We start from the raw sequence: 24387 nt of genomic DNA on the forward strand, positions 1-24387 counted from the left end.
TTAAGGGATTAAATAAGCGAAATATATTTTATTATTGCAGACCATGCAAAAGGAAACTAATGATTATGGAGATACAAGATGTCCAAATTCCCATCAGATAAACCGGTCCTCGTAACATGCGGACTGCCATATGCAAATGGAAAGGCTCACGTCGGCCATTTGCGTACCTATATCCCCGCAGATATTTTCACAAGGTCCCTCAAAAAAACAGGACAGGAGGTTACTTTCGTATGTGGTTCCGATACCCACGGAACCCCTATCGTATTCAATGCGGAAGAACTGAACACCACACCAAAGGAGCTCATCAAGATATACCACAAGCATTTCGATGAGACCTTCAAGCAGATGGGTGTGCTGTTCGATGCATTCGGCACCACCGATGACCCTACGAATCACAACCGTACCACTGACATCGTAAACAAGCTTATCGAGAACGGTTATGTGTTCCCGAAGACCATCGAGATCGCATACTGCCCTTCATGTGACCGTTTCCTCCCTGACAGGTATGTGAAAGGAACATGCCCCCACTGTAAGGAAGAGGCAAGGGGAGATGAGTGCGACCAGGGATGCGGAAAGCATCTTGAACCGGGAGAACTTGAGAACCCCACCTGCACTACATGTGGCGGACCTGCAGAATACAGGAAGCAGGAGCACTTCTTCTTCAGGCTTTCCGAGTTCAAGGACTTCCTGATAGAGCATCTGGAAAAGCTTGAGGGAACGCTCAATGCAAGGAACTATGCACTGGGATGGATCAAGCAGGAGCTGACCGACTGGTGCATCACAAGGAACCTTGACTGGGGAGTGCGCTTCCCGGGCCACGATGATCTTGTGGTCTACGTGTGGGTGGATGCACCTATCGGATACATCGCATTCACCGAGGAATGGGCAGAGGCAAACAATGAGAGCTGGGAGAAATTCTGGAAAGAAGATTCACGCATCGTTCACTTCATCGGCGGAGATATCATATACCATCACTGTATCTTCTGGCCGGCCATGCTCAAGGGTGCTGGATACAGCCAGCCCTGGGCAGTTGTCGCATCCGGAATGGTGAAGATCGAGGACAGGACGTTCTCAAAAAGCCGCGGATATGTCGTCTGGGTAGGTGAGGACTACCTTGACCACGGATTCCACCCGGACCTGCTACGCTACTACCTGGCAAGCTACACCTCACACACCAAGGAACTGAACTTCTCATGGAAGGTCTTCCAGGACAAGGTCAACACTGAACTTGTAGGTGTATTCGGGAACTTCCTCTACAGGACCCTCCTGTTCACACACAAGAACTTCGAGGAGATCCCTGCAGGCGAGATCAGGCAGGAAACACTTGACGAGATCGATTCGACCATCGAAGCTGGAAAAGATGCAATGGAGAACTATGAGTTCAAGAAATATGCAGATGCTGCCATGGCACTTGCATCATACGGAAACAGCTACTTCCAGTCCAATGAACCATGGAAGCTCATAAAAGAGAACAAGGACGCATGCGGAGAGGTTGTTGCAAACTGCATACAGATCGCAAAGGCACTGTGCCTGCTCTTTGAACCGATCCTGCCAGGCAAGATGGAAGATGCATGGAAGCAGATCGGAATGGACACGGATGTGCACGCAGCAGGATACGATGAAGCCACAGTGCTCATAAAAGCTGGCACACCACTTGAAGGACCATCCATCCTCTTTGAGAAGATAGAGGATGAGAAGACCGAGCAGATGGAAGCTATCGCATCTGCAAGGGTCAGGGAAGCAATTGCAAAACAGAGTGGCAAGGAAGAAAAAGAAGAACCTAAGGAGATGAAAGAACTGATCACATTCGACGACTTTTCAAAACTTGACCTCAGGATAGGAACCATCGTTTCCGCTGAGGAGATAAAGAAATCCAAGAAACTGCTCAAGCTGCAGGTCGACCTTGGCGAGGAAGCACCACGCCAGATCGTAGCCGGCATCAAGGAGTCACACCCACCTGAGGAGCTCCCTGGCAAGCAGGTCCTTGTACTTGCAAACCTTGCACCAGCAAAGCTCTGCGGAGTGGAGTCAAACGGAATGGTACTTGCAGGGACCGACGAGGACGGAAAGGCAATCCTGTTGCAGCCTGAGAAGGAGACAGGTGCCGGAAACGGCATAATGTGATCATACAATCAGATTTGTTAAAATAAGTAAATTCAAAAACTGTAAAAAACAAAAAAAGGAGAATATTCTCCTTTTATTTCTCCATCAGCATCTCAAGATAGGATGTCCTGATGGAATCCTCTTTTTTTAATCCGATGCTTTCAAGGAATTCGAACAACCGTTCCCTGTGAGAGTCAACATCCGAGTCTGCCACGGACTCCACTTCCACGAACTCTCCAAGACCATCAACCGAATCAAGGCAGATGGTTATGTCTTCGTATCTGTAGATATCGCGTGTCTTTTTTACAATACCGGATTCAAAAAAACCAAGGGAGACAAGAATGCCCTTCGCAGCCTCCCCGTCCACAGGAGTCTCGAACTCCTCCCTTGTCTTGGAAACGCTGTCGAGCTTCCTGCCCTTGTAGGTCATGCGCGTGCCGCCATTGACACTGCGCAATCTCAATGCTTCGTCGGTCTTAGCGAAATCACGATGAGGTGCATTGTAATACACATCAAGGTGATCTTCAGTGCGGACCTTGTGCGCACCCATTTCCAGTATCCTGTCCCTGACAGGACCATGGTCGGCACGCACTTTGATCTCGATCTCTATCATCTTATGCAGGGACGTACTTGGTTCCGTAGTAGATCATACCCTTGTCACCGCCCTCACCGAGCTTCCTGAACACCGGTCTGACCCTCATTCCTATCTGAACGTCCTCAGGTTTGCAGACGATCTGTGAAGTGAACCTTGGACCCTCGTCCAGCTGGACAATGCCAAGTACATAAGGAGCCTGGTGCTCAAAGCCTTCTGCTGCTGTGTGGATGACAGTGTAGGTCACGATCTCTCCGGGACCGGAGAACTTGTGTGACTCGATCTCACCATCACGCCTGCATTTGGGGCATACGTTACGTGGAGGATAATAGTATGTATCACAGGTCTTGCAGTGTGTTCCCACAAGGTTGTACCTGTGGATCTGCTTTCTCCAGAATCTTGCTACAGACATCGATATCACCTCTCCCTCGCTAGAATGTGTACAACTGCTGTCGCGCCGGAACCTCCGACATTGTGGGTCATTCCAACCTCTGCGCCGTCAACCTGACGTCCGCCGGCCTCACCGCGCAACTGCTGGGTGATCTCAACGACCTGCTTGATACCGGTAGCACCCACAGGGTGGCCACATGCCTTCAGACCACCGGAAGTGTTCACAGCGATCTTTCCGCCGATCGCAGTCTCTCCCTCTTCGGTCATCTTTCCACCCTCACCTTTCTTTGCAAAGCCAAGGTCCTCGATGGCACATATCTCAGCAATGGTGAAACAGTCATGGACCTCAACAAGGTCGATGTCAGCAGGTGTCATCTTTGCCATCTCGAATGCACGCTTACCTGCTGCAACGGATGCATCCAGTGTTGTGATATCACGGCGGTCATGCAGTGCGATGGTATCGCTTGCCTGTGCTGTCGCCTTTATGTAAATAGGAGTGTCCGTGTACTCATGTGCGATCTCTGCAGGGGCCAGTACCACTGCTGAAGCACCGTCTGTGATCGGGGAACAGTCGAATATGTGTAATGGGTCTGCCACCATGATGGAGTTCAGTACACTGTCCACAGTTATCGGGCTCTTGTACTGTGCAATGGGGTTCATGGAACCGTTCTTGTGGTTCTTGACAGCCACTTCTGCCAGCTGTTCACTGGTTGTGCCATACTGGTGCATGTGCATCCTTGCGATCATTGCATAGAGACCCGGGAACGTTGCACCCATTATGCCTTCCCACTCGCGATCTGCCGCTGCTGCCAGAGCTGCGGAGGCTGCAGTGGATGAGACATCGGTCATCTTCTCCACACCTGCTGCCATGACAATGTCCTCATGTCCTGAAGCGACTGCCATCACTGCCTGCCTGAATGCAAGACCACCGGAAGCACAGGCTGCCTCAACACGTGTTGAAGGTACGTGAAGATCCAGTGCAAGGCCTGAATAATCAGCGATCAAAGCACCGATGTGCTCCTGCTCAACGAACTGTCCGCCACTCATGTTACCGACATACATGCCATCAAGCCTGTCGCCGCTAATTCCTGAATCCTCAATAGCTCCGACACCTGCCTCAACGACGATGTCCCTGAAGGAGCGATCCCACATTTCTCCGAACTTTGTGTTCTTTACACCAATAATTGCTACGTCTCTCATATCAACACCCTCATGCAAGCCTTATCTTTCCTTTGTGCTTGGCGTACATTGCATAGTCCATATAGATAGGATCTGCCAGCAGCCCTTCAACAGTAGGTGCAGCATCGCGGATCTCGTCGATCTTGTCGGTGACCCTGAGACTGAATGCATCTCCACCTGCACCTGAACCAAAGGCTGTTGCGAATATCCTGTCACCCGGTTTTGCCTGATCAAGTGTTGCGGCGATACCCATCATGCATGAACCTGAATAGGTGTTACCCAGCCTTGGTACGACCAGGCCCGGCTTGATCTGTTCCTTGCTGAATCCCAGCATCTTGGCGACCCTTGAAGGAAACTTGCCGTTTGGCTGGTGGAAAACAGCATGATCATAATCAGAAGGTGATGTGCCCATCTTTTCCATCAGACCCTTTGCTGCGCCGCTTACGTGCTTGAAATATCCCGGCTCACCGGTGAACCTTCCACCGTGCTCAGGATAAGGCATACCCTCACGTCTCCAGAAATCAGGAGTATCGGTGGTAAATGAGTAAGTGTCCTCGATAACTGCAACCATCTCGGATTCTTTACTACCGATGATGTAAGAGACACCACCTGCTGCAGCGGTGTATTCGAGTGCATCGCCAGGAGCACCCTGGGAGACATCGGCACCAATGGCCATTCCGAGATCTACCATTCCGCTGGCGACCAGGCCCATACATGCCTGAATTGCAGCTGTACCTGCCTTACAGGCAAATTCGAAGTCAGCTGCGGTCATGGCAGGTGTTGCCTCAATTGCCTCAGCTACGATGGTACTGGTAGGCTTTACAGCATAAGGGTGGCTTTCAGAACCGGTATAAACGGCCCCTATACGTTTGGGATCAATGTTGTTTCGTGCTACTGCGGACCTTGCGGCCTCCACTGCGATCGTGGCAGTATCCTCATCCATGTCAGGTACTGATTTTTCATATACCATCAGGCCTGCACTGAGAATATCTGCATCATCCCCCCATACACGGGCGATATCTTCTACTTTTATCCTGTATTTTGGGATATAAGCACCATACGAGACAATCCCTACACTCATTTTTTGTTCACCTGTTTGATGTATTATAATTTTCAAGATCTATCTGAAAAAGAGATCTTCACTCGATCACATGATACTGGCTGTACTTTTTCAGGACCTCTACCAGTTCATCGATGTCCATTGTGGTTGCAAGAAGAGGTATCCGATCTATCTCTGCCATCTTCTTCGCCATTGGATCGACCTGATTGCCCCTGATACCATGAATTACCACAGCACCTGGTTTCAGGTTCGTGACACGGATCGCCACCATCGGGGACTTTCCGGTAGAGACCTTTGTGAACACCAATGCACGCTCGGTACTCCAGCCATACAATTTCTGGAACTCATGTGATGAAAGCTCAAGAATAGCCTTTTTACTGTCCACAACAGTGAAACCGTAAAGCGGTTTTTCTACTCCTTTGTTCACAACATCTGCCTCGATCAGGGTTGCGAGCTTTGCAAGCTGTATCGGATATGTATACTCATATGTTGCATACACAGCCTTTGCACCCGGATCGGTGTAAAGCATACCTTCATAGCTATGTATCTTCTGTCCGCCTTTGGAAGTATCGATCTCCAGAAGTGCGTCGACGATCTTGCTGACAATAAGAGTACCGGGAGATTTCCTCCTGCCGCTTTCATAATCACTGATCACGGACGGGGATACACCCAGATAGCTCGAAAGATCTGTCTGTGCAATATCGAAGTTCAATCGCCATTTCTTCAAAGCCTCACCAGGCTTTTCAGATAAAGTGATCTCACCTGCCATCTTTTCAGCCAGACGCTGACGGATGTTCTCATAGGCCATATCTTCGGTCATGCTTCGTTAAACAAGAGGGGGATTCTACATATATATTTAGCGAACGGGCTTTCGACAATTGCCGAATAAAAATCCTTATGTTGTTCAAGTATTTATAAAATGCCGATAATGTTCTATAAATCATGCCCTTGATAGATCTCAAACTGCATGCAAATGTTTCTGAACTTATGCTCTACATGAAATGCCCCAGACAGGTATACTACACAAACAGAGATCATGAGCTTGCGGCAGAGATAACTCCTGAATACCTTGAACATATGATATTAAAGGAGATGGCAATTGGCTACTCTGATGCTATTGAAAGAGCTTCGATTGACAGGGTGAGCATTCTTGATGAACTCAACATCGAGATGGAACGTGTAAAAGGTGAGCTGGAACTGATATATTCAACAGAGCTACGGAACCTACCCCATAGAGTGCTTGAAACTGCTGAGGAGGTTGTATCCGAACATATAGGAATGATCGCTTCCAACCTTTCAGAGACCATCAGCAAGTATGGCAAGGAAGAGACCATAAGGAGAATAAGGCCATACCGCACAGAGCCGGTACTCCACTCAGATAAACTCAAGCTCACAGGCATACCTTCTGCGATAATACAGTATGAGGAGAAAATATTGCCCCTCAGTATCAGGACAGGCAAATACCCGGATTCAGGCGTCTGGAGAAATGACAGGATACACATTGCAGCCATTGCGATGCTTCTTGAGGAGAACTATGGGGACAGTGTCGAGCATGGTTTTGTGCAATATGCAAGGCACGGAAGTATCCGAGAGGTGAAGATCAGGCCGGAAGACCGCCGTCAGGTCCTGAAGATCCGCAGCCGTGTGGACAGCATAAAAAACGGCATCCTTCCTGAAAGGAAAGAAGTAACAGCCTGCAGCTATTGTAATTTCATGCACTTATGCACCACTGCAAGGTCATCACTTGCATCCAGACTCTTTTGAAATACTGAACGCACCCAAAACCTATTTATGCATTCTTCCAGTGTCCATCTACGATGTCAAAACCTGTATATCTTGGAAAACTGCTTCTCCACTGGTGCGGCAATTGTAATGTGCCTGTACTCGGAAAGAAATGCAGTTGTGGGGAAAGCACTAAGAAAATAGAGGTAACCCCTCCTGCCGACATACGCCCGGCATTCCAGTACGATATAGACCATATCAATGCGGTCTCAATGAAACAGTTCAACGCACCCCTTATACCGGAAGGTCACCTGGTCGTGCTGAACAAGGCACCATACGATGACAGGATGGAAGAGATCATCGTGGACGGAGAGGTTCTTGGCAGCATCCGTTTTGAGGTAGACAAACTGGACTGGGTACTCCTGCCACGACTGCCCGGCGCAAGACGTCTTTTCGAAGGAAAGGACTTGAAGGATATGAAAGGATGGGTGGTACTGGACAGCGGTGCCTTGAGCTTCATATTAAAAGGAGCAAGCGTTCTTGCCCCCGGTATCGTTGATGCCGACCCGGGCATACAGACATCCGATGAGGCAGTTGTACTTACCCCTGAAGGAGATATCATAGCAGCCGGACGCGCAAAGATGCCAGGCACCGACATGCTGGCGCACAAGCGTGGTGTAGGAGTAAAGACCCGCTGGAAAGGGAAGCCTGAAAAACTGAATATTCCAAAGGGCGGGCAGACCTGGGACGATGCCGTAGAGGCAAACTCAAAGATCCTCGAACGATTCGAGGAAAAAGCACATTCATTTATCAGGAACGTAACAGAGACCGTAAATAAACCGGTCACTATCTCATACTCAGGCGGCAAGGACAGTCTTGCAGTATTGCAGCTTGCAAGTGAGTGTCTGGAAGATTTCGACCTCATGTTCGTGGATACCGGACTGGAGTTCCCGGAAACCGTTGAGAACGTGGAAGAGATAGTAAAATTATACAAGAAACCTATCAGGACGAAAGCTGCAAAGGAAGCATTCTGGGACAGCGTGGACAGTTTCGGACCACCTTCCGTGGAAGCACGCTGGTGTTGCAAGGTCTGCAAGCTCGGGCCGATCACGCAGATAATAGAAGAGAACTACGAGAATGGATGTCTCACTTTTATCGGCCAGAGAAAGTACGAGTCCGATGCCAGGGCAAAGAGCGAGCGCGTATGGAAGAACCCCTGGGTGGGTAACCAAGTGGGTGCATCACCCATACAGGACTGGACAGCAATGCACATCTGGCTCTACATATTCAAGACCGGGGTGCCATACAATGTGATGTATGAGCGCGGTTTTGACAGGATCGGTTGCTGGCTGTGCCCTTCATCATCACTGGCAGATATCGTCCGTTTGAAGGAAACCCACCCACAGATGGAAAAACGGCTTACTGACTACCTGCTGGCATATGCCGAGCGTATGGGACTCTCAAAGGAGTGGGTGGACCACGGATTGTGGAGATGGCAGAACCTGCCTCCTGCCATTGCAGAAGTGGCAAAACAGAAAGGGATCAATATCATACCAAAGAGCAAAGTGAAGGGAGACCTGAACTTTGCCGTAACCTCCGGATACAGACCATGCCGTGAAGGCGGGATGTCTGCTGAGGGCAGTTTTGGGATCGCACTGGACCTGGAACTTATTGAGACTACCGGACAGCTCCGTGCTGCCGGGAAGCCAGCCTATATTGAGGGTGTGGCTTCGGTACAGAACGGAGATGAACGTGCACAGATATTCGCCTCGGGAACCATCACTGCAAGGGGCAATGACGAAAAAAGTGCACGCAAGTTCATGACCCGTGTGGAAAGGTCCGTCAGGCGTGCTCTCAAATGCATGGGTTGTGGCGTCTGTGTGGGACAATGCCCCAATAACTGCATCACCATCAGCAACGAAAAAGCGGTCATTGGAGAAACATGCATCCATTGTGGTGCCTGTATCGACATATGTCCGGTGGTGAAGTTTGGATGATGAACAGTATCGATGGCCTGAAGTGGCCAACCAGAACATTTATACATAATATATAACTACCTAACTTGGTGATTTTTTGGTAAAAAGAGCACTGCTGAGCGTCTCTGACAAAACCGGGATCGTGGATTTTGCAAGAGGACTTGAGCAACTGAACATAGAGATCATATCTACCGGCGGAACTGCCAGAATTCTTCGTGATGCAGGTATTGAGACCATCGATGTCTCAGAAGTAACCGGTTTTCCCGAAATGATGGGAGGTCGTGTGAAGACCTTGCATCCAAGGATACACGGCGGACTTTTGTGCCTGAGAGAAGACGAATCCCACATGGGAGAAGCAGAAAAAGAATCCATAGAGCTTATCGACATGGTAGCGGTCAACCTCTACCCGTTCGAGATCACAGTCTCAAAAGATGGAGTTAACCTCGAAGAAGCTATCGAGAACATAGACATTGGCGGGCCGACCTTACTGAGATCGGCAGCAAAGAACTATTCCGCTGTCACTGTAATATGTGACCCCGATGATTACGGACATGTTCTGAAAGAATTAAGGTCATCAGGAGTTGTCTCTGACCAGAACAGGGAACGTCTTGCAGTAAAGGCATTCCGCCACACTGCAAACTACGACAGCACCATTGACACATACCTTAGCAAAACACTTCTCGGGGAGGATGTGCTTCGTATGAACTTCACCGATGGCGTCAAGCTTCGCTATGGTGAGAACTGGCATCAGGAAGCAACATTCTACAAAGAGAGAGGGATCGAGGGACCTTCACTCGCAAATGCAAAACAGCTTCATGGAAAGGAACTTTCATACAACAACTACGTTGATGCCGATAATGCCCTCCAGACCATCAAAGAGGTCGGGAACAGGAACCCTGCAGTTGCTATTGTCAAGCACAACAACCCCTGCGGACTTGCAACCGGAAGCACACTTTGCGAGGCATTGCAGCACGCATGGGACGGCGATCCGATCTCCGCATTTGGCAGCATAATCTGTACGAACACTGTGTTCGACATGGAATCCGCACAATTCCTCAAGGGCAAGTTCGTGGAAATCATACTTGCACCGGGATTCGAGCAAGATGCACTTGAATACCTGAAAGAGAAGAGTGCAAACCTTCGCCTGCTTGAGCTTCCGCAGTTCAATGAGAACTTTGACACGGAATACACCTACAAGTATGTCATTGGTGGAATGCTGAAACAGCAGAGGAACATCGGACTCTATGACAAATGGGAATGCGTGACAGAAACACCATACCCTGAAGCGAAGCGCGGCCTTTCAGAGTTCTGTATAGCTGCCTGCAAGAGTACAAAATCAAACTCCGTGACCCTTGCATACGAGTACAAGGACGGCTGCTATGTTATGCTTTCAATGGGTGCAGGACAGCCAAATCGTGTTGACTCCATCCGCAAGCTTGCAACCACCAAAGCAAGAGAGAACCTTGAACTGATCTACGAGAGGGAAAAACCTGACATGTCCTTTGAAGAGTACTGGGAATCCGTACTTTCCGAATGTGTCATGGCATCAGATGCGTTCTTCCCGTTCGATGACAGCATTGTTCATGCAGACGAAAGCAAGATCAGATACATCATATCGCCAGGCGGGTCCATCAGGGATGAAGAGGTCATTGCCACCGCAAATCGCCTGAACATCTCCATGGTATTCACAGGAATGAGACACTTCCTGCACTGAAATACCAAAAAGAATGTGTGCTGAGGCATACATTCTACCAACTATTTTTCTTTTTGCCTTTGAAAGAGGATATAACAAAGGCTTTGCAAATTCGATCAATTGTATATCAGTTAAAACATTATAAATAATTAGAGAAAATTGAAGGTTTCAGCAGCATTCGCCATCATAATGATGAAAAATGAACGCCGATAACTTTGAAGAAAGAAAGAAAATTAAGAAACATTTAAATACGAGTTTACGAGCTATATATACAATTGATGCACAGCAGATCATGGAGATGGTAAACTGAAATCAACAGGGCTACTTAGCATTCTGACATTTTCCGAAAAACGAAAGGATCTTTTGTTCCTTATAGAAGAGAAACCTCGCTCATTGTCAGAGATAAGGGAATTTTTTAACGTCAGTTCACCGGAGATCTCACCCCGATTGAAAGAAATGGAAGCTGCAAACCTTATCTTCAAGAATGAAAAAGAATATTACATAACACCCATCGGAAGAGTTGCAGCTAAATACCTGAGACCATTGGTCGATACGCTTGAATCAATAGAGAAGAACGAGAAATTCTGGAAAGAACATATTCTTGATGATATCCCACAACACCTTCTTGACAGAATAAGTGAACTTGGAGAGTGTACCATACACGAAGAGGGGATCGAGAACATATATGATTCCCATAAAGAGTTCCTGGACAACATTGCCAGATCAAAAAAGGTCTTTGGCGTATCCTCAATATTCATACCTATATACCCGGAGTTCTTCGCAAACCTTGCAAAGAACAACGTACCTACATCCCTCATACTGACCAGGAATGTTTTTGAAAAGGTCAGGAACGAGTATACCGAAATAATGCAGGCATATCTCGACTCGGATAATACAAGGCTTTACCTGATCGAGAACTCAAGGGTCGCATTCGTAGCAACTGATAGATTCTTTTCCATGTCACTGTTCTTCAAGAACGGTACATACGACCCACAAAGAGATCTTATGGGTACCGGAGAGACAATTACAACATGGGGAAAGGACCTCTTTGAACATTACAAAAAAGAGGCAAGGGAAATTACATCCCTATAAATGCCCTAAGACCCACTACCATGCTGGACTCACCGTCCACTACAAAGAGACGTTTGTACATCCGGTTCTTTGGCTCATTCTCCATTGGAACTGTGAACCTGTATATGCATATCATTCCTGCGATGAAGCTATAGACCAGAATAACAGGCTCATAGGCAATAGTCTCAGAAAGTATCAGAAGACCCAGAAATGAGTGCGAGAAAAGATGCATTCCAAGAAGCAGGTCACGAGTCCTTTGAGAACCAAGACTTACAGGAAGGGTCCTGATACCTGCGAGTGCATCACCTTTGATGTCCTTGAAATCATATATAGAGGAATTTACGAAGAGCTTTATACCAAAGAAAAGGAAGACTGCTATCACAGGTAAGATGCTCTCTGCGTACCACCCTGCAATACCTGCAATGAAGGCACCCCAGGTAGTACCTACAACAAGGTTCTTCACACCAAGGCCACCTTTTAGTTTCAGATGGAATTTACCGACCTTCAGACCTTTAGTATAAAGATAACCTGTCACAAGAGGAAGAAATGCAAGGTGCAGAAGTCCATCGAGGAACAGGAGATAAGAACCTGCCAGAAATGCAAGCAAACAAACGAAAAGTGCTACTTTTGTCCTTGCTCCTTTTAGCTCGGACCTGTTGACAGAATCCTCCTCTGAATCAAGTGCACGGTCCAGCGTGTACACAGCATACACAACAAGTCCACCTGCAATACAGGAAAGAATATTCAACTGCATCTGCAGCAGAAGGAAGGCAAGATATATTCTCAGGGCTCCGGATACTGACACAAGTGTGGAACTGTTCAAAAGATGAAGTGTCGGCCACAACCCGGACAGATCGGGCAACTCAAAATACGCATTCTTGTTATTGTTTTTCGGATAGCTCAACTGATTTGTGGAAATAACTGTTTTTTCAGCCATGAGTATAAAAGTAGCAGACTAGATGATATTAGTAAAGTAAAATATGATTATACCATTGAACTAACTTTTGCCACTGAGCTAATTTACAACCAACTCACTAATATATACTCCTTATAAAATAAGTACTGGTTGTATATACACTCCGAATAAGACAATTGGAGAGAATGCTAAAAACCGAAATAAAATACGAAGAGTTCAGAGGTTTCAACAGGAAACAACCGCACCGGAACTCAAGAGGCTGAAGTATGAATAACCATTACACTGCAATACCCGCAACCATCGAGATGTATTCTGATGGAGATGCACATGCAGAATCCGAAAGCTCATCCAAAGAGGTTCCTACCCTAAAAGACATGTGGAAACTAAAGATCATGGATACACAATAGAGATCAAAAGGTCCTTTAGAAACTCCCGTGGACTTCTTTTTCAGGACAGACACGCATTACTGGACAGATACCAACGGACTCAACATTCACATCGATCCCTGTCACGCAGATAAGAACGTCTGTTCAAGAGAAGGGACAAGCAGGTTCATCTCAAACATATTCCTTCGGGAGTTTCCCGATATGGATCCTGCAAATGCCATTTCCTTTGGTCAGGATCTTGCAGAAGAGATCTTAGGATCTGGGAACATGGTCACCGAAAATAGATTCCCTAAAAGGATAAGGATAGGATGGTCCTCCATGGCACTTGCTTTCATATACAATGAGATAGGTTCTGACGAAACAGTACCCATTATTATAGATGAACAATACTGCAACATCCATAAAAGTAGATAAATACGGAACTGTTTTATAAGGTGTTTCCTTTCTCAACATCAAACTTCTTCGAGGGAGACACCAATGAACACCAGAACCCGGATGCTTGGAGAAGAGAGCATCTCAAAGGTCCTTTTCAAACTTTCAGTACCGGCAACCATCGGAATGGTGGTACAGGCACTTTACAACCTTGTGGACACAATATTTGTCGGAAGGGCACTTGGACCTGAAAGTGTTCAGGGTATCGCAGGAATAACAATAGCGTTCCCGATCCAGATGATAATAATGGGAGTTGCCCTTACCATAGGTATAGGGAGCGCCTCCATAATATCAAGGAGTCTTGGTGCAAAGGATTACAAGCGTGCTGATATCGCACTTGGAAATGCCATATCTGCGATACTTGTACTTAGCGCACTTGTCACGGTACTCGGAAGCATTTATATCACGCCCCTGCTGAAACTCTTCGGTGCTACTGATACGATCCTTCCTTTTGCATATGAATACACCAGGATCATCCTGTACGGCACCATTGTTTTTGCGTTCTCCATGACGGTGAACAACATCGTCCGTGCAGAGGGAAATGCAAAGGTTGCCATGCTGACGATGCTCATTTCTGCAGGACTGAACATAATACTGGACCCCATATTCATATTCGGCCTTGATATGGGAATAGAAGGTGCTGCAATCGCTACCGTCATATCGCAGGCTGTCAGCGCCATATACCTTGTGCACTATTTTACCAGCGGGATGAGCAGCCTGAACTTTCACCCAGGCGACCTCATGCCTCAACCCGATGTTTTCAGGGAGACCATTACCGTCGGAGCGTCCTCTTTCGCAAGAAGTGCATCCGGAAGCCTCATGGTAATTGTAATAAACAATGCACTGGCCATCTACGGCGGAGACATACCCATAGCGGTCTTTGGTGTTGTAAACCGCCTGTTCATGTTCACATTCATGCCTATGATAGGAATAGTTCAGGGACTTCAGCCAATAGTGGGCTTCAACTATGGTGCAAAGAACTTTGAAAGGGTTGTCAGCTCAACATCACTTGCCATCAAGATCACCACTGTGATATCAATGGCAGGATTCCTGTTACTTTTCCTGTTCCCTTCCCAGATGTTCAGCATCTTTACCACAGACCAGCAACTGATAGAGGCAGGAAGATCTGCCACACGGATCATGGTGCTTGCATTACCATTCGTAGGTTTCCAGATCGTAGGGGCATCCATATACCAGACGCTGGGGAAGGCCAGACCCGCATTTTTCCTTTCAATAAGCAGGCAGGTCCTGTTCCTGATACCCCTTGTACTGATACTTCCAAGGTTCTTCCAGCTGGAGGGGGTATGGATAGCTTTCCCTGTGTCCGATAGCCTTTCATTCCTCGTGACATTTGCAATGCTGGCAAGGGAATACAACGCTTTCAAGGCCAACAATGCCTGAGCTGCCACAATTTCAGGAGAGTATACTGAGAATTAGCTACAGTATTTATCACTGACTATTGTTGCCCAGATTACTATTTTTGCTATTGTCCCACCACATCCTGACCCGTGTAGTCTCACCAAGATGCAGGATGGAACCATCTTCATTCTGAGGCAGGATCACACCCAGGTATTCCCTCAGTATCTGCAATTTTTCGGGAGTGTATGCTCTGTAGTGAGGGATGTAATGTTGTACAGCCTCATCCAGTGAAGAGAAGGTCATGCTTCGTTCCAGCGGGAAAACGTTCATATTAGGATAGATCCCCATGTCGTAGAGAACGTTATACATGATGTTGCACTTGGGTGAACTGTGATATTCCTCTCCGTGAAGAGCGGGCCATATGGCGCGGTACTGTTCGTCCCAGGACGTTTCCCCTGCGAACCAGTAGACATAAACATGCCCACTGGAAACTGCCTGGATCTTCTCAAAAGCATCCCTGATATCGGGAACGCTCAGTGAATAGGAAGCAATGACAACATCGAAGTCATCACCGATCTCTTCAGGACCGACGTCTTCCCAGCTTTTGTGTATGCATTTGATGTTGTCGATGTTCATAGCATCGATATTTTCCTCCAGAACAGACATCATACCGTCAGAAGGTTCCACAGCAACCACTTCCCTGACACGCTCCGAAATAGGGATGGCAAGGGCGCCAGGTCCTGCACCAATGTCAAGAACACGTGAATCCGGTGTGAGCTCGATCTCCTTGAGGGTCTGCTCGACCCTTGCAGCACCTTTGTTCCGGGACATTTCCCAGTATCTTCTGGCGCTTTCCTTGCTCTCCCAGATATCCACCTTTTCCGATGAGCCATTCACTTCGTTGTAAAGCCTCATATGTTCTTTCCAAACTTCACTCCAGTCGATGTCTCTGATATCCATGAGAATGAGTAGGAAGTAACTTCAATAAAAGATTGTGCCTGAAAGATAATGAGAACTTGCCGACAGTAAAATACAAAATAAAAAAGAGCGGAAGCAGGAAGTTAAATGAACTTCCTTTCCTTAGCACAAAGATAGATTATCAATGATCCAATGAACTAAGATCAGAGCTTTTCAGCGATCTGAACAGCGTTCAGGGCAGCGCCCTTGAGGATCTGGTCACCGCATACGAAGAACTCAAGACCGCGGTCACCGAACACAAGGTTCTGCCTGATCCTGCCGACCTCAACATCATACTTTTTGGTAGCGGTCAGTGGCATCGGGTAAACATTGTTCTCTATGTCATCTCTTACTTCAACACCCTCGACGTTGCTCAATAACTTTCTGGCATCCTCGGGAGAGATCGGCTTTTCGGTCTCGATAACGATGCTTTCACCGTGTACCCTCATGGTAGGGATCCTCACACAGGTGCAGCTGATGGCCAGATCAGGTTCACCGAAGATCTTCCGGGTCTCCCAGACGACCTTCATTTCCTCACGGGTGTAATCGTTGTCCTGGAAGCTGTCGATGTGAGGGATGGTGTTAAATGGAATTGGATGTGCAAAGACCTTGTTCTTTACTTCCTTGCCGTCAAGGTAGTTCCGGGTCTCCTCTGTCAGTTCGCTCATACCGGCAGCCCCAGCTCCGCTGGTAGCCTGGTAGGTGCTGATGATCACCTTCTTGAGGCCATACTCCTTGTGGAGATTGTACAGCGGAATTGCTGCAATTGCGGTCGTACAGTTAGGATTGGCAATGAGCTTTGAGTCACCGATGGCATCGGTATTGATCTCAGGGACCACCAGGGGCACTTCGTCATCATACCTGAATGCGCTGCTGTTGTCGACCACGTAGCACCCTGCGTCTGTTGCCTTTGTGGCGTTCTCCTTGCTCCAGCCGCCGCTGATAGCAAAGAATGCGATGTCAAGCTCTGAATAATCTGCAAAGTCTGCATTTTCAATAGTGATATCACCAAAAGGCGTCTCGATCGTCTTGCCTGCGCTTCTCTCTGATGCAAAAAGTCTCAGACTTTCCAGAGGGAAGTTCCTGTCATGAAGCACTTCGATAATTTCCCTGCCCACTGCACCAGTGGCACCCATAATTCCTACCTTGTAGCTCATATTGAATCATCCGTTGATCGCTGAGAGTCCATGAAAAACCCTGATCTGTATTAGCATTATTTGTCTCATGTGAACCTTGCCCGGAGAATATAGGAATATTCCGAATTTGGCGGCAATTCACTTCCGAATCTGGCTCTGTATATATCATACTTATAGAAATAGCCTGTCCTCGCGTCAACCGGTCAATCCGGGAAATGAGGAAAAATATGCCAAATGATGTCGAAAATAGACCATATATTAAGAAGATCAAATTAAGACATTGATATTAAAATATTTATTCTAAATGTAAATGGTAATTAAGTTTAAATATTATAAGATATACAGTAAGATTCCGTGTGCCTAATTGGATCGAAGGTACAGGAGCTACAACAAATGAACAATTCAAAAAAAGTATAGATGAATCGTGCTTGCTTGATGTTGCTGGCACTTTTCGTCATATTTATAGCAACCACTTTAAATGCATCCGCTGCAACAGTGGATGAGAACACGCAGGCAATTGCTGATCTGGAAACAGCACTTACATTTATCTGGCTGCTTGTTTCAGGAGCAATAGTATTCCTGATGCACGCAGGATTCTCGCTGGTAGAGGTCGGACTTACAAGATCCAAGAACACTGCCAACATTCTCATGAAGAACTTCATGACCATATGTCTTGGTATCCTGGTCTACTGGGCAGTGGGATGGGGCATCATGTATGGTGCCGATGCAGCAGGGTTGATAGGCATCGACCAGTTCTTCCTCAAGGGAGCTGACAACGCACTCTGGAACAGCTGGTGGTTCCAGATGGTGTTCGCAGCAACCGGCGCGACCATTGTATCAGGAGCAATGGCAGAGAGGACCGATCTGAAAGCTTACCTGCTATACACAATTGCACTTGTAGCATTCATCTACCCGGTATACGGGCACTGGGTCTGGAGCGGTGCGGACAGGGCACTTCTTGCAGGTGCTGAAAGCCCCATCGTAAAATTCGTTGGTATCGGATTCCACGACTTCGCAGGATCAGGAGTTGTACACTCAATCGGAGGTTATGCCGCCCTTGCAGGAGTACTTCTTGTAGGCCCGAGGATAGGAAAGTTCAGGAACGGAAAGCCGGTGGCAATTCCGGGTCACAACCTGACATTCGCATTCCTGGGAACCCTCATCCTAGCATTCGGATGGATAGGTTTCAACGGAGGAAGTACACTTGACGGCAATGATGCATACATGAACCTGGTGATAGCAAACACATTCATATCAGCCGCTGCAGGTGCAGTGACCGTGATGCTGATCACCTGGATAAAAACCGGTAAGCCGGACCCTTCACTTACCGCCAACGGACTTCTCGCAGGTCTTGTGGCAATTACGGCACCATGCGGTTCAGTTAATAATTGGGCAGCACTGGTGATCGGACTGGTAGGAGGTATTATTGTCTACAAGGGAGTAATGTTCAATGAGACATTCCTGAAGGTGGATGACCCGGTAGGTGCAATTGCAGTGCATGGTTACACAGGTAGCTGGGGACTGCTGGCAGTGGGCATCTTCTCAATAGGAATGGGCAACGGGATCCTTTCAGACGCAGCATATGCAGCAGAAGGAGCCGGACTCATCTACGGAGGATATGGACAGTTCGTCATCCAGTTCATTGGCATGGTCCTGAGCATCGTATGGGGATTCGGGATCTCCTACATAGTATTCAAGATAATTGATGCCACAATTGGACTTCGTGTGTCCGAAGAAGATGAAATAGCCGGTCTTGACAGAGCAGAACACGGCATCAGGGCATATCCTGAATATGTACTTAGCAGAGAGGAGGCATAATATGATGCAGAAGATTGAAGCGATCATACGACCCACAAAGATCCATGATGTAAAAGCCGCACTCGAGAATGCGAAGTTCGAGAGTATGACAATTACGGATGTTACCGGACGTGGGAAACAGAGAGGTATGGTCCACCAATGGAGAGGACGCGAATATTGCGTCGACCTGATACCCAAGATCAAGATCGAGATCGTAGTTCCGGAATCAAAGGTCGATGAAGTGGTCGATATCATTATGGAGAACGCTTCAACCGGAGAAGTTGGTGACGGGAAGATCTTCATCTATCCGGTCGAGAAAGTTATCCGGATACGCACAGGAGAAACAGACGGGGACGCACTCTGAAGTGCACCTCGATCCTCATTTTTTACTTCCTATCCATTCCTTCACATTCCTTTTCTTTTTTCAGATCTTATCTCACCTTACCATAAGCTCAATTTTCAGACCCTGCAAAAATCCGTGCATTTAATTATCATCAGGACATTTTACCCCCCATGAAACTAATGAAAAGACCACTTCTTCTGATGATACTGGACGGATGGGGATATTCCCCTGAAGACAAAGGTAATGCCATCGCCCTGGCAGACACCGGCAACCTTGACAGGCTGGTGGAAGAATATCCGGATACCTTGCTCGATGCGTCCGGAGAGGCCGTAGGACTTCCGGAAGGGCAGATGGGAAATTCTGAAGTGGGCCACCTGAACATCGGAGCAGGTCGTGTCGTATACCAGGACCTGACCCGTATCAACAGGGATATTGCCAACGGCGACTTCTTTAAGAACCCGGTATTGCTGGAAGCCATCAACAATGCAAAGGAAAAGGGTTCAGACCTCCACCTGATGGGACTGTTCTCTTACGGCGGCGTGCACAGCCACATGAACCACATGCGTGCACTCATCGAGTTTGCGAAGAGCGAGGGACTTGACAGGATATACATACATGCATTCCTTGACGGCAGGGATGTACCTCCAAGAGCAGCCCTTGAGGACATGAAAGAGCACGTTAAGTTCTGCGGATCAACAGGATGTGCAAAGACAGCAACTGTTTCAGGCAGGTACTATGCAATGGACAGGGACAAACGCTGGGAACGCACACAGGCAGCTTATGATGCACTCACTCAGGGAATCGGGTTCAAAGCCAATGACCCGGTATCTGCAGTCTCAGATGGCTACGAAAGAGGTGAGGATGACGAGTTCATCAAACCTACGGTAATTGTCGATGAGAACGGAGAACCTGTTGCCACTGTAAAGGACAACGATTCCGTGATCTTCTTTAACTTCAGGCCTGACCGTGCAAGGCAGCTGACATACGCTTTTGTTAACGACGATTTTGAAGGATTCGAACGCAAGGTCCTTCCTGCTGTCCATTATGTCTGTATGACCGAATACGATGAGAATCTAACCATACCCATCGCATTCCCTCCTGAGGAGCTCAGGAACACACTGGGAGAGGTGCTCAGCAAGGCAGGTATCAGGCAGTTGCGCATTGCAGAGACCGAGAAGTATGCCCATGTGACCTTCTTCTTCAACGGAGGGGTGGAAAAGCAGAACGAAGGCGAGGAAAGATGTCTTATACCCTCCCCGAAGGTCGCCACCTATGACCTCAAACCCGAGATGAGCGCATACGAGGTCACCGAGGAGCTTATCAAAAGGATCGATTCCGATGCCTATGATGTGATCATACTCAATCTGGCGAACATGGACATGGTAGGTCACAGCGGAATAATGGAAGCTGCCATCAAAGCAGTGGAAGTTGTTGACGATTGTGTCGGAAAGATAGTCGGGCACCTGCTGAAAAAAGGTGGAGAGGCCATGATCATGGCAGACCATGGGAATGCTGAAAAGATGATCGATTACTGCACACCGGAAGGATGTGTCCACACTGCGCACACAAGCAACCCGGTCCGCTTTGTGTACGTAACAGAAGACAGAGGGATCTCACTCTCAAAAGGAAGCCTTCCGGATGTATCACCAACCATTCTGGAAGTCCTGGGAATAGAGCAACCAGAAGAGATGACCGGTCATTCCCTGATAGAAAGATAAAAAGATTAAAAATGGGCAGGCACCTGCCATTCTTCGATCAGAACCACTGGTCAAGGGTGCTCTGTCCGCCACCCATGTTCGCTTCAAGACGGTCGAGGGCCTTATTGACCCTGTCCTCAGAGAAATCGTGACCTTTGCAGAGGAAAGCAATTACTCCTGCACGGTCCGGTTTCCTCCATTTCAGTTCATAATCGTCGGTCACCGGCGGGTTCATGAAGAATTCCTTTTTAGATCCTAGGTCCTCGATCTCCTTTCCTGTCTCAGAGAGGACCTTTTCGATGCTTCCATGTTCCTTCACGAGCTTTAATGCCCTTTTCGGGCCGATGTTCTCAAGCCCGGGATTGTAATCAGTACCGATACACATGGCAATATCGATAAGCTGTGAACGGGTCACATCAAGTTCTTCAAGGCTTTCCTCAAGGGAGATCATCTCCGGCTTCACATCCACATAGATATTCTTGCGTGGAAGCTTTCTCTTGCCGGTTATCGTTAAGTTCCGTATTACATAAGGTGCGCCGAAAAGGAGAGAATCATAATCCTGGGAACCGATATAATCAGCATCACCCTTACGCACCATATAGGCAGCCTGAGCCTCTCCTTCGGAGGGAGCCCTCACATAAGGGATACCCATCAGCTCAATAAGCCTGATCGAGTCCTCGATGATCTCTTTCGTCACCTTTGATGAGGCCTGTGCATACTTGTACGCTTCTTCCTCCAGACCCTGTGCCTTTGCATCCTCCCATTTTGCACTGGCATTCTCACGTATCTCATGGCGCTTCTCAAGGGTCCCGGATTTGAACTCAGGGGGTTTGCCGTCAAAAACGAATACCGGCCTGACACCACTTTCGACAAGGTTTGTGAACCTGTAGAGAATACCTGAAAGATGGGATGTCACCTGCCCATTCGAATCCTTCAAAGGAGTACCGTCACGCTGACGTATTATGCTCAAAAACTGGTAAAGCGTGTTATAGGCATCGATAGCCACGACCTTGTTCGAAAGCTCAGCTATCTCAACCGTGTGTTTCTGAAGCAGATCACCAATATCCGTGCCCATGTTACTCTGGAATAAAAAAGAGATCAGTTGTGTCCTGAGATATCCTCGTTGATATTGATCCGCACATCGATCACGGAATCATCATGTGCATTGATCTTGCCAACCTTAATGATATTGCCCACACGATCAAAGATCGTTGTCTTCGTTACTTCCACCTGATGTATGTCATCACCATTACCGTTCTTGTGTATGATCAATAGCTCCTGACCACAAACAGGACCCTTTCCAACCTTGGATACAAGATTCTTGACAACCTGCTCAAACTCAGAGTATATCAGGATCTCTGAATATTTCCCAGCTTTCTTGATTATACCGATCGGTTCTAAATTAATGCGCATGTACGCAGTCCCCTGTAAAGTAACAGTTCATGAATATAATAGGAAAGTCTTTCGACCTTATAAAGACAACATAATACGGCCACATTAATATGCTTTTCGGCATCTGTCGATTTTCAACCCGGTTGATAGCATTTCTGGTCAGACCAACATCAGATTGGAAACAGAGAGAAATGCAGGAACATAGGTGAAAAAAGAAGGCATGAAGAAAGAGAAGAATAAAACGGGAAATCAGCGATATGTTCTCCTGTTCATTACATCCATTGCCTCATCAACTACAGTGATAACCTCGTTCATCTTCTTGTCCATTGAACTTTCAATGCTCTGCACATTTATGCGAAGAGAACGCTCTTTTTCATCCAGTGCCTTTTCTATCTTGCGGAGCCTTATATCCGCAGAGAGAATCATAGCAGCCAGTGCACCAACCATTACAATAGCGGCTAATATGATCAAAGAATTCGCCGGACTATACTTGAACCTACCCAACCACTCATAGGTAAGGACAAAGGACGATACAACCATCACAAGTGAAAATACAATGTCCCGGGTATCCATCATTTTTACCTCATTTACAAATACTTGCAGCAATATTATGCTGATGATACTATTAAACTCTTACATACTATTAAATACTGTGCAGATATTTAGATTTTCGGAGAAGTTTAGATATAAAGGGAGTATTTATCTTGAGTTCTGAAAAAGACACGATCAGGGATTACGTGCCAATGTTAGTTATGGCCGGCTTGATACTTGTGATACAGTCCATAGCACTTCTCATGGCATCTCCTATGGAGAATCTTGGAATGCGTGCTGTGGAAGATCCCGAATCCACGGCGAACTCACTCTATTATATCGGATTCATCCTCGTGTTCACGTTCCTTCTGCTCATGGCTATCAAAAAGAACATGAAGTGGGTGATACAACTTACCATACTCCTTGCGGTGGCAGCAACGGTCTATTATGGGTTTTACCCGCTGTTCTTCATCCTCGGTTTCGACCAGGTAATGAGCAATGCAATAGCAATCCCGCTTTCCATAGCCCTGACAGCACTGCTTTACAAGTACCCCGAATGGTACGTCATCGATATCACAGGGATCATAGTCGCAGCAGCCGCAAGCTCCATCTTCGGAATATCCTTCGGGATCATCCCCGCCATAGTGCTCCTGAGCCTGCTGGCAATATACGATGCGATCTCCGTTTACAAGACGAAGCACATGATCGACCTGGCAGAAGGTGTCATGGACCTTAAACTGCCCATACTCTTCGTGATCCCCAAGAAGCTGAACTATTCATTCATAAAGGACAGCCTGAAGGCAGAAGGTGAGAGAGATGCGTTCTTCATGGGCCTCGGGGATGCGGTCATGCCCACAGTGCTAGTAGTGTCAGCAAACGTGTTCATCGAACACAGCGGTTTCATCTCATACCCTGCACTTGGAGCTATGATAGGTACCCTTATTGGTTTCTTTGCACTGACCATCTTCGTCATGAAAGGAAAACCACAGGCAGGACTTCCATTCCTGAATGGTGGAGTTATCCTTGGATACATTGCAGGAGCTCTTCTCTCGGGAACACCGGTCCTGGGATAAGGTCAGTATAATATCAAAATTAGAAATAACAAGAAGCGATGTCAATGTCAAAAAAGACATCAATCACTTTTTGAGACTTATTTTTGTTCGTGTTCTGGTTGACGTTCAGTCTTCATTGCCCTTAGCAGAACCATTGCCGCTATTAGCAATGTTGCAGACATCACAACTCTCATCACATTCGGGCTTCGTGCCGTTGAACTCAAGGTCAAGTGCCCTGGTGCCTTCCGCAAGGACAGAGGCGTTGGACATTGCACCACCGATCAGGACAGCATCAAAGATCTCTTCCTTTGTAAGACCGAGCCTGTGTGCCACACGGATGTGCATCTTCATGCAGTGATCGCAGCGGATGGCCGAAGAAACACCGATGCAGATCAGTTCGATGGTCTTAGGGTCCAGTCTTTCGAATTCCCTCATGATGGAATTGTCATACATAACTTTCGGGATCAGGAGATCCGGCATATCTTTCATGAAGTTCAGGATATATGGGATCTCACCATATCTTTCCCTGACGCCTTCCAGTACCTCCTCTACCGCCTCTTCAGGCTCTTTTTCCACAATCTCCCTGATCTTTTTTATATCCAT

24 protein-coding genes are annotated in these 24387 nt (G+C 47.4%); 12 read left to right on the forward strand and 12 right to left on the reverse strand.

The annotated features are described in order from the left end of the window. Nucleotides 1-78: 78 nt before the first annotated feature. Nucleotides 79-2124, forward strand: a complete 2046-nt coding sequence (gene metG, locus ACR3I3_RS02145) for a methionine--tRNA ligase (protein WP_440952937.1) — start codon at nucleotides 79-81, stop codon at nucleotides 2122-2124. Between the two features lie 73 nt (nucleotides 2125-2197). On the opposite strand, the gene cyaB is transcribed toward metG, so the two are convergent. The 5 genes from cyaB to ACR3I3_RS02170 are packed head-to-tail and all read right to left on the reverse strand — an operon-like array spanning nucleotide 2198 to nucleotide 6144. Beyond that, entirely contained in the window at nucleotides 2198-2716 is a 519-nt protein-coding gene (gene cyaB, locus ACR3I3_RS02150; protein ID WP_440952938.1) for a class IV adenylate cyclase, read from the reverse strand. Between the two features lies 1 nt (nucleotide 2717). Then, on the reverse strand, nucleotides 2718-3107 hold the full coding sequence (locus ACR3I3_RS02155) for a Zn-ribbon domain-containing OB-fold protein (protein ID WP_440952939.1): 390 nt from the start codon (nucleotides 3105-3107) through the stop codon (nucleotides 2718-2720). Nucleotides 3108-3112: 5 nt separating this feature from the next. After that, entirely contained in the window at nucleotides 3113-4285 is a 1173-nt protein-coding gene (locus tag ACR3I3_RS02160; RefSeq protein WP_440952940.1) for a thiolase domain-containing protein, read from the reverse strand. 10 nt (nucleotides 4286-4295) lie between these two features. Continuing rightward, nucleotides 4296-5345 carry a hydroxymethylglutaryl-CoA synthase gene (locus ACR3I3_RS02165; RefSeq protein ID WP_440952941.1) on the reverse strand — a complete coding sequence of 350 codons (1050 nt, stop codon included), beginning with the start codon at nucleotides 5343-5345 and terminating at the stop codon, nucleotides 4296-4298. 58 nt (nucleotides 5346-5403) lie between these two features. Further along, nucleotides 5404-6144: a helix-turn-helix domain-containing protein gene (locus tag ACR3I3_RS02170; protein ID WP_440952942.1), complete on the reverse strand. Its 741-nt coding sequence runs from the start codon at nucleotides 6142-6144 to the stop codon at nucleotides 5404-5406. Between the two features lie 122 nt (nucleotides 6145-6266). Between ACR3I3_RS02170 and ACR3I3_RS02175 the strand changes: the two genes are divergently transcribed. The 4 genes from ACR3I3_RS02175 to ACR3I3_RS02190 all read left to right on the forward strand — a co-directional run bounded on the left by ACR3I3_RS02175 (nucleotide 6267) and on the right by ACR3I3_RS02190 (nucleotide 11807). Beyond that, nucleotides 6267-7088: a CRISPR-associated protein Cas4 gene (locus tag ACR3I3_RS02175; protein WP_440952943.1), complete on the forward strand. Its 822-nt coding sequence runs from the start codon at nucleotides 6267-6269 to the stop codon at nucleotides 7086-7088. 53 nt (nucleotides 7089-7141) lie between these two features. Then, on the forward strand, nucleotides 7142-9043 hold the full coding sequence (locus ACR3I3_RS02180; protein ID WP_440952944.1) for a phosphoadenosine phosphosulfate reductase domain-containing protein: 1902 nt from the start codon (nucleotides 7142-7144) through the stop codon (nucleotides 9041-9043). 76 nt (nucleotides 9044-9119) lie between these two features. Next, on the forward strand, nucleotides 9120-10736 hold the full coding sequence (purH, locus tag ACR3I3_RS02185) for a bifunctional phosphoribosylaminoimidazolecarboxamide formyltransferase/IMP cyclohydrolase (protein ID WP_440952945.1): 1617 nt from the start codon (nucleotides 9120-9122) through the stop codon (nucleotides 10734-10736). 372 nt (nucleotides 10737-11108) lie between these two features. Then, nucleotides 11109-11807 (forward strand): helix-turn-helix transcriptional regulator, encoded by a 699-nt coding sequence (locus ACR3I3_RS02190; RefSeq protein WP_440952946.1) that lies wholly within the window; start codon nucleotides 11109-11111, stop codon nucleotides 11805-11807. On the opposite strand, the gene ACR3I3_RS02195 is transcribed toward ACR3I3_RS02190, so the two are convergent. Beyond that, nucleotides 11794-12723, reverse strand: coding sequence for a UbiA family prenyltransferase (locus ACR3I3_RS02195; RefSeq protein WP_440952947.1), 930 nt, complete (start codon nucleotides 12721-12723; stop codon nucleotides 11794-11796). The two genes, ACR3I3_RS02190 and ACR3I3_RS02195, sit on opposite strands and share 14 nt — an antisense overlap. A 245-nt stretch (nucleotides 12724-12968) precedes the next feature. Between ACR3I3_RS02195 and ACR3I3_RS02200 the strand changes: the two genes are divergently transcribed. The 3 genes from ACR3I3_RS02200 (at nucleotide 12969) to ACR3I3_RS02210 (ending at nucleotide 14921) form a co-directional block, all read left to right on the forward strand. After that, entirely contained in the window at nucleotides 12969-13109 is a 141-nt protein-coding gene (locus ACR3I3_RS02200) for a hypothetical protein (protein ID WP_440952948.1), read from the forward strand. A gap of 180 nt (nucleotides 13110-13289) precedes the next feature. Continuing rightward, nucleotides 13290-13502, forward strand: a complete 213-nt coding sequence (locus ACR3I3_RS02205) for a hypothetical protein (RefSeq protein ID WP_440952949.1) — start codon at nucleotides 13290-13292, stop codon at nucleotides 13500-13502. Between the two features lie 63 nt (nucleotides 13503-13565). Next, nucleotides 13566-14921 (forward strand): MATE family efflux transporter, encoded by a 1356-nt coding sequence (locus tag ACR3I3_RS02210; RefSeq protein WP_440952950.1) that lies wholly within the window; start codon nucleotides 13566-13568, stop codon nucleotides 14919-14921. 48 nt (nucleotides 14922-14969) lie between these two features. On the opposite strand, the gene ACR3I3_RS02215 is transcribed toward ACR3I3_RS02210, so the two are convergent. Next, the gene (locus tag ACR3I3_RS02215) at nucleotides 14970-15839 is read right to left on the reverse strand and encodes a class I SAM-dependent methyltransferase (RefSeq protein ID WP_440952951.1); all 870 of its coding nucleotides are present in this window, start codon (nucleotides 15837-15839) and stop codon (nucleotides 14970-14972) included. A gap of 161 nt (nucleotides 15840-16000) precedes the next feature. Next, nucleotides 16001-16993: an aspartate-semialdehyde dehydrogenase gene (locus tag ACR3I3_RS02220; protein ID WP_440952952.1), complete on the reverse strand. Its 993-nt coding sequence runs from the start codon at nucleotides 16991-16993 to the stop codon at nucleotides 16001-16003. Between the two features lie 414 nt (nucleotides 16994-17407). Between ACR3I3_RS02220 and ACR3I3_RS02225 the strand changes: the two genes are divergently transcribed. The 3 genes from ACR3I3_RS02225 to gpmI all read left to right on the forward strand — a co-directional run bounded on the left by ACR3I3_RS02225 (nucleotide 17408) and on the right by gpmI (nucleotide 20830). Further along, entirely contained in the window at nucleotides 17408-18790 is a 1383-nt protein-coding gene (locus tag ACR3I3_RS02225; RefSeq protein ID WP_440952953.1) for an ammonium transporter, read from the forward strand. Between the two features lie 4 nt (nucleotides 18791-18794). Then, complete coding sequence (locus ACR3I3_RS02230) at nucleotides 18795-19133, forward strand: P-II family nitrogen regulator (RefSeq protein ID WP_440953728.1); 339 nt, start codon at nucleotides 18795-18797, stop codon at nucleotides 19131-19133. Between the two features lie 149 nt (nucleotides 19134-19282). Then, nucleotides 19283-20830, forward strand: a complete 1548-nt coding sequence (gpmI, locus tag ACR3I3_RS02235) for a 2,3-bisphosphoglycerate-independent phosphoglycerate mutase (RefSeq protein ID WP_440952954.1) — start codon at nucleotides 19283-19285, stop codon at nucleotides 20828-20830. A 37-nt stretch (nucleotides 20831-20867) separates the two neighbouring features. Here gpmI and fen read toward each other — a convergent pair whose 3' ends face one another. From fen to ACR3I3_RS02250, 3 genes are all read right to left on the reverse strand, one after another. Further along, nucleotides 20868-21884 (reverse strand): flap endonuclease-1, encoded by a 1017-nt coding sequence (fen, locus tag ACR3I3_RS02240; protein WP_440952955.1) that lies wholly within the window; start codon nucleotides 21882-21884, stop codon nucleotides 20868-20870. A gap of 23 nt (nucleotides 21885-21907) precedes the next feature. Then, nucleotides 21908-22222 carry a hypothetical protein gene (locus ACR3I3_RS02245; RefSeq protein ID WP_440952956.1) on the reverse strand — a complete coding sequence of 105 codons (315 nt, stop codon included), beginning with the start codon at nucleotides 22220-22222 and terminating at the stop codon, nucleotides 21908-21910. A 228-nt stretch (nucleotides 22223-22450) separates the two neighbouring features. Next, the gene (locus ACR3I3_RS02250; protein WP_440952957.1) at nucleotides 22451-22777 is read right to left on the reverse strand and encodes a hypothetical protein; all 327 of its coding nucleotides are present in this window, start codon (nucleotides 22775-22777) and stop codon (nucleotides 22451-22453) included. Nucleotides 22778-22905: 128 nt separating this feature from the next. Here ACR3I3_RS02250 and ACR3I3_RS02255 point away from each other — a divergent pair, with 128 nt between their 5' ends. After that, nucleotides 22906-23805 (forward strand): presenilin family intramembrane aspartyl protease PSH, encoded by a 900-nt coding sequence (locus ACR3I3_RS02255; RefSeq protein ID WP_440952958.1) that lies wholly within the window; start codon nucleotides 22906-22908, stop codon nucleotides 23803-23805. A 105-nt stretch (nucleotides 23806-23910) separates the two neighbouring features. Here the strand turns inward: ACR3I3_RS02255 and ACR3I3_RS02260 are convergent, their stop codons facing one another. Continuing rightward, nucleotides 23911-24387, reverse strand: a complete 477-nt coding sequence (locus ACR3I3_RS02260; protein WP_440952959.1) for a carboxymuconolactone decarboxylase family protein — start codon at nucleotides 24385-24387, stop codon at nucleotides 23911-23913.

Source organism: Methanococcoides mangrovi, assembly GCF_052057775.1.
In the GTDB taxonomy this organism is placed as follows: domain Archaea; phylum Halobacteriota; class Methanosarcinia; order Methanosarcinales; family Methanosarcinaceae; genus Methanococcoides.

Bases quoted from the DNA above. Each gene is read 5' to 3' on its own strand.
- metG (WP_440952937.1), top strand. From the start codon at position 79: ATGTCCAAATTCCCATCAGATAAACCGGTCCTCGTAACATGCGGACTG.
- cyaB (WP_440952938.1), bottom strand. From the start codon at position 2,716: ATGATAGAGATCGAGATCAAAGTGCGTGCCGACCATGGTCCTGTCAGG.
- ACR3I3_RS02155 (WP_440952939.1), bottom strand. From the start codon at position 3,107: ATGTCTGTAGCAAGATTCTGGAGAAAGCAGATCCACAGGTACAACCTT.
- ACR3I3_RS02160 (WP_440952940.1), bottom strand. From the start codon at position 4,285: ATGAGAGACGTAGCAATTATTGGTGTAAAGAACACAAAGTTCGGAGAA.
- ACR3I3_RS02165 (WP_440952941.1), bottom strand. From the start codon at position 5,345: ATGAGTGTAGGGATTGTCTCGTATGGTGCTTATATCCCAAAATACAGG.
- ACR3I3_RS02170 (WP_440952942.1), bottom strand. From the start codon at position 6,144: ATGACCGAAGATATGGCCTATGAGAACATCCGTCAGCGTCTGGCTGAA.
- ACR3I3_RS02175 (WP_440952943.1), top strand. From the start codon at position 6,267: ATGCCCTTGATAGATCTCAAACTGCATGCAAATGTTTCTGAACTTATG.
- ACR3I3_RS02180 (WP_440952944.1), top strand. From the start codon at position 7,142: ATGTCAAAACCTGTATATCTTGGAAAACTGCTTCTCCACTGGTGCGGC.
- ACR3I3_RS02195 (WP_440952947.1), bottom strand. From the start codon at position 12,723: ATGGCTGAAAAAACAGTTATTTCCACAAATCAGTTGAGCTATCCGAAA.
- ACR3I3_RS02200 (WP_440952948.1), top strand. From the start codon at position 12,969: ATGAATAACCATTACACTGCAATACCCGCAACCATCGAGATGTATTCT.
- ACR3I3_RS02205 (WP_440952949.1), top strand. From the start codon at position 13,290: ATGGATCCTGCAAATGCCATTTCCTTTGGTCAGGATCTTGCAGAAGAG.
- ACR3I3_RS02210 (WP_440952950.1), top strand. From the start codon at position 13,566: ATGAACACCAGAACCCGGATGCTTGGAGAAGAGAGCATCTCAAAGGTC.
- ACR3I3_RS02215 (WP_440952951.1), bottom strand. From the start codon at position 15,839: ATGGATATCAGAGACATCGACTGGAGTGAAGTTTGGAAAGAACATATG.
- ACR3I3_RS02220 (WP_440952952.1), bottom strand. From the start codon at position 16,993: ATGAGCTACAAGGTAGGAATTATGGGTGCCACTGGTGCAGTGGGCAGG.
- ACR3I3_RS02225 (WP_440952953.1), top strand. From the start codon at position 17,408: ATGTTGCTGGCACTTTTCGTCATATTTATAGCAACCACTTTAAATGCA.
- ACR3I3_RS02230 (WP_440953728.1), top strand. From the start codon at position 18,795: ATGCAGAAGATTGAAGCGATCATACGACCCACAAAGATCCATGATGTA.
- gpmI (WP_440952954.1), top strand. From the start codon at position 19,283: ATGAAACTAATGAAAAGACCACTTCTTCTGATGATACTGGACGGATGG.
- fen (WP_440952955.1), bottom strand. From the start codon at position 21,884: ATGGGCACGGATATTGGTGATCTGCTTCAGAAACACACGGTTGAGATA.
- ACR3I3_RS02245 (WP_440952956.1), bottom strand. From the start codon at position 22,222: ATGCGCATTAATTTAGAACCGATCGGTATAATCAAGAAAGCTGGGAAA.
- ACR3I3_RS02250 (WP_440952957.1), bottom strand. From the start codon at position 22,777: ATGATGGATACCCGGGACATTGTATTTTCACTTGTGATGGTTGTATCG.
- ACR3I3_RS02260 (WP_440952959.1), bottom strand. From the start codon at position 24,387: ATGGATATAAAAAAGATCAGGGAGATTGTGGAAAAAGAGCCTGAAGAG.